Here is a 3,085-nt window from a genome sequence, read left to right on the forward strand (position 1 = left end):
CCGTATCGGCGTCGCGGCCGCCGTGGGCGTGGCCGCGGCCGGAGCCGTCGCGGCGCTCGTCGTCCCGGCCGGCGGCGGTCCGCCGGAAGGCAAGGGAGCGTCCTCCGCGTCACCGTCGGCGGTCACCTCCGGCCCCACCGGCGACCACGACCGCGGCCCCTCCTCCCCGTCACCCACCGTCGCCGGGACCTCGCGCCCGCCCAGCATCCCGGCCGGGGCCGAGCGCGAGGCCGGGCTGTACGCGTGGGTCCCGCCCGAGGGCTGGCAACGGGTGGCGCAGAGCGGCGCCGAAGTGCACTACACCTCGCCCGACCGCCAACAGGAGATCCTGGCCAACGCCGCCCCGGCCCAGGGCGACCTGTTGAGCCAGTGGCGGGACAAGGAGGAGAAGGACACGAGCAAGGGCCTCGACTACCGCAGGATCCGCCTGGAGGAGACCACCTTCCGTGGCGCGCCCGCGGTGGTCTGGGAGTACACCGTCACGGCCAGGGGCCTGCCCTGGCACGTCCGGCTGCTCGGTTTCCGCTCCGGCGGCACGTCCTACGAGATCAGCACCTGGTACGCCCCGGACATCGAGGACCGCGCCCTGCCGGCGTACGAGCGGGTGAGGGACAGCTTCACGCCCCTGTGACCCGTACACCACGGCGCGCCCTCGTACCCCCGAAACACCACCGGGGCCCGACAGCCGAAACTGTCGGACCCCGGTACTCGCACTCGGTAAGTCAGCTCCTGTCGCCAGGAGCCCCGGCCTTGGAGTCCGCCACCTTCGCGGAGGACCCGGAGGACCCGGGGGAGCCCGAAGCCCCCGCAGACTCAGAAGCCTCAGAAGCCCCCGGCGTCGCGGTCCGCCCGCCGCCCAGCACCTTGTCCTTGACCAGCGAGACCCCCACCACGAGGGCCGCGACCAGCAGCGACAGCAGCAGGATGTCGCGGTTGCCGTGCTCGGTGTCGGTCAGCATGTAGCCCAGGACGAACACGATCAGCGCGATGGTCGCCCAGGTCAGGTACGGGTACAGCCACATCCGGACGACCAGCTTCTCCGGCTCCTCGCGTTCGATGACCTTCCGCAGCCGCAGCTGGGAGAAACAGATCGCCAGCCAGACGAACAGGGCCACGGCGCCGGAGGAGTTGACGAGGAAGAGGAAGACCGTGTCGGGGTACGCGTAGTTGAAGAAGACCGCGACGAACCCGAAGACGACCGAGGAGAGGATCGCCGCCATCGGCACACCACGCGCGTTCGTACGCGCGAACGCCTTCGGCGCGTCACCGCGCGTGCCGAGCGAGAACGCCATCCGGGAGGCCGTGTAGAGACCGGAGTTGAGGCAGGACAGCACGGACGTCAGCACGATGAAGTTCATGATCTGGCCGGCGTGCGCGATGCCGAGGGAGTCCAGGGCGGCGACGTACGAGCCCTTGTCCTCGATGGCCGGGTCGTTCCACGGCAGCAGCGTCACCACGACGAAGATCGAGCCCAGGTAGAAGACGGCGATACGCCAGATGATGCTGTTGGTCGCCTTGGTGACCGCCTTCTGCGGGTGCTCCGACTCGCCGGCCGCCAGGGTGGCGATCTCGGTGCCCATGAAGGAGAAGACGACGAGTAGGACGCCGATGAGGATCGCGCCCGGACCGTTCGGCAGGAATCCGGTGTGCTCGGTCAGGTTGGACAACCCGGCCTTCTCGGCGTCGACGCCCGGCAGCACCCCGAAGACGGCGAGCCCACCCACCACGATGAACGCGGCGATCGCGACGACCTTGATCCCCGCGAACCAGAACTCGAACTCACCGTACGAGCCGACCGACACGAGGTTGGTGGCGGTCAGCACCACCATCACGATGAGGGCCCAGCCCCACTGCGGTACCTGGGGAATCCACTCTTCGAGGATCTTGGCGCCGGCGGTGGCCTCCACGGCCAGCACGACGACCCAGAAGAACCAGTACAGCCAGCCGATCGAGAACCCCGCCCAGGGACCGAGCGCGCGGTCGGCGTGGGCGGAGAACGACCCGGACGTCGGGTTGGCGGCCGACATCTCACCGAGCATCCGCATCACGAGGACGACCAGCGTCCCCACGAGGGCGTAGGACAGGAGAATGCCGGGGCCGGCGGTGGCGATACCGGAGCTGGACCCTACGAAGAGGCCGGCACCGATGACGCCACCAATGGCGATCATGGACAGATGACGGTTCTTGAGTCCGGCCTGGAGGCCGCTGTCGGGCTCTCCGTTGCCGCCTGGGCCGCTTCCGGCCTTCGTTGGCGTGGTCGGCTGCGAAGTCATGGGGGAGTTCCTTTGCGCCGCTGGAGGGACGGGGCCAGACACCGGTGATGTCTGGCGCGATGTTGTGTTGCGTCTTGTGCGCCTGCCCCCTATTGGGGCCCTCCATGACTCCCGTGAGAGCGGGACACGGAAGGACGGCGAGAGCCCAACGCGGTGGCGGGCGCGAGAACGCAACCGGAGCTGAACAATTCGGTCCAGTGAATCGGAGGCAAAGGAATTCTTGAACCTTTGAATCCAGATCGTTACTTGAGGTTTTCTTGAGGTTTAATGGTGTTGCCTGGATTTTTCGCTGTCGGCCCCCCGGCGGGCCACCGCGAAACAGGCGTGTCACACTCGGACCATGCGCGTCTACCTCGGCTCCGATCACGCCGGCTACGAACTCAAGAACCACCTCGTCGAGTGGCTGAAGGCCGCCGGCCACGAGCCCGTCGACTGCGGACCCCACATCCACGACGCCCAGGACGACTACCCGCCGTTCTGCCTCCGTGCCGCCGAGCAGACGGCCGCCGACGCCGGCTCCCTCGGCATCGTGATCGGCGGCTCCGGGAACGGCGAGCAGATCGCGGCCAACAAGGTGACGGGCGTCCGCGCGGCCCTCGCCTGGAGCGTGGAGACCGCGTCGCTGGGGCGCGAGCACAACGACGCCAACGTCATCGCGGTCGGCGCGCGCATGCACACCCAGGAGGAGGCGACGAAGTTCGTCGAGACCTTCCTCAATACGCCTTTCTCTGGTGACGCACGCCACATCCGCCGCATCGACATGCTGTCGACCTACGAGAAGACGGGCGACCTCCCCCCGATCCCCTCGCACC

Annotated in this window: 2 protein-coding genes and 1 pseudogene; 2 read left to right on the forward strand and 1 reads right to left on the reverse strand. The window is 68.6% G+C overall.

Annotated features, from left to right (window positions below):
* A pseudogene (locus FNH08_RS51325) lies at positions 1–631 on the forward strand (serine/threonine protein kinase); the annotation flags it as partial.
* Positions 632–722: 91 nt separating this feature from the next.
* On the opposite strand, the gene FNH08_RS47865 reads toward FNH08_RS51325, so the two are convergent.
* Entirely contained in the window at positions 723–2,273 is a 1,551-nt protein-coding gene (locus FNH08_RS47865; protein WP_152778175.1) for an amino acid permease, read from the reverse strand.
* Positions 2,274–2,613: 340 nt separating this feature from the next.
* On the opposite strand from FNH08_RS47865, the gene FNH08_RS47870 reads away from it, so the two are divergent.
* Positions 2,614–3,085 (forward strand): ribose-5-phosphate isomerase (locus FNH08_RS47870; protein ID WP_152778176.1); only part of this gene is annotated, 472 nt, incomplete at its 3' end.

This window comes from Streptomyces spongiae, from assembly GCF_009377185.1.
GTDB lineage: Bacteria > Actinomycetota > Actinomycetes > Streptomycetales > Streptomycetaceae > Streptomyces > Streptomyces spongiae.

What these genes read in the sequence shown, in the direction of transcription:
- FNH08_RS47865 (WP_152778175.1), bottom strand. Translation starts at nt 2,273, where the DNA reads ATGACTTCGCAGCCGACCACGCCAACGAAGGCCGGAAGCGGCCCAGGC.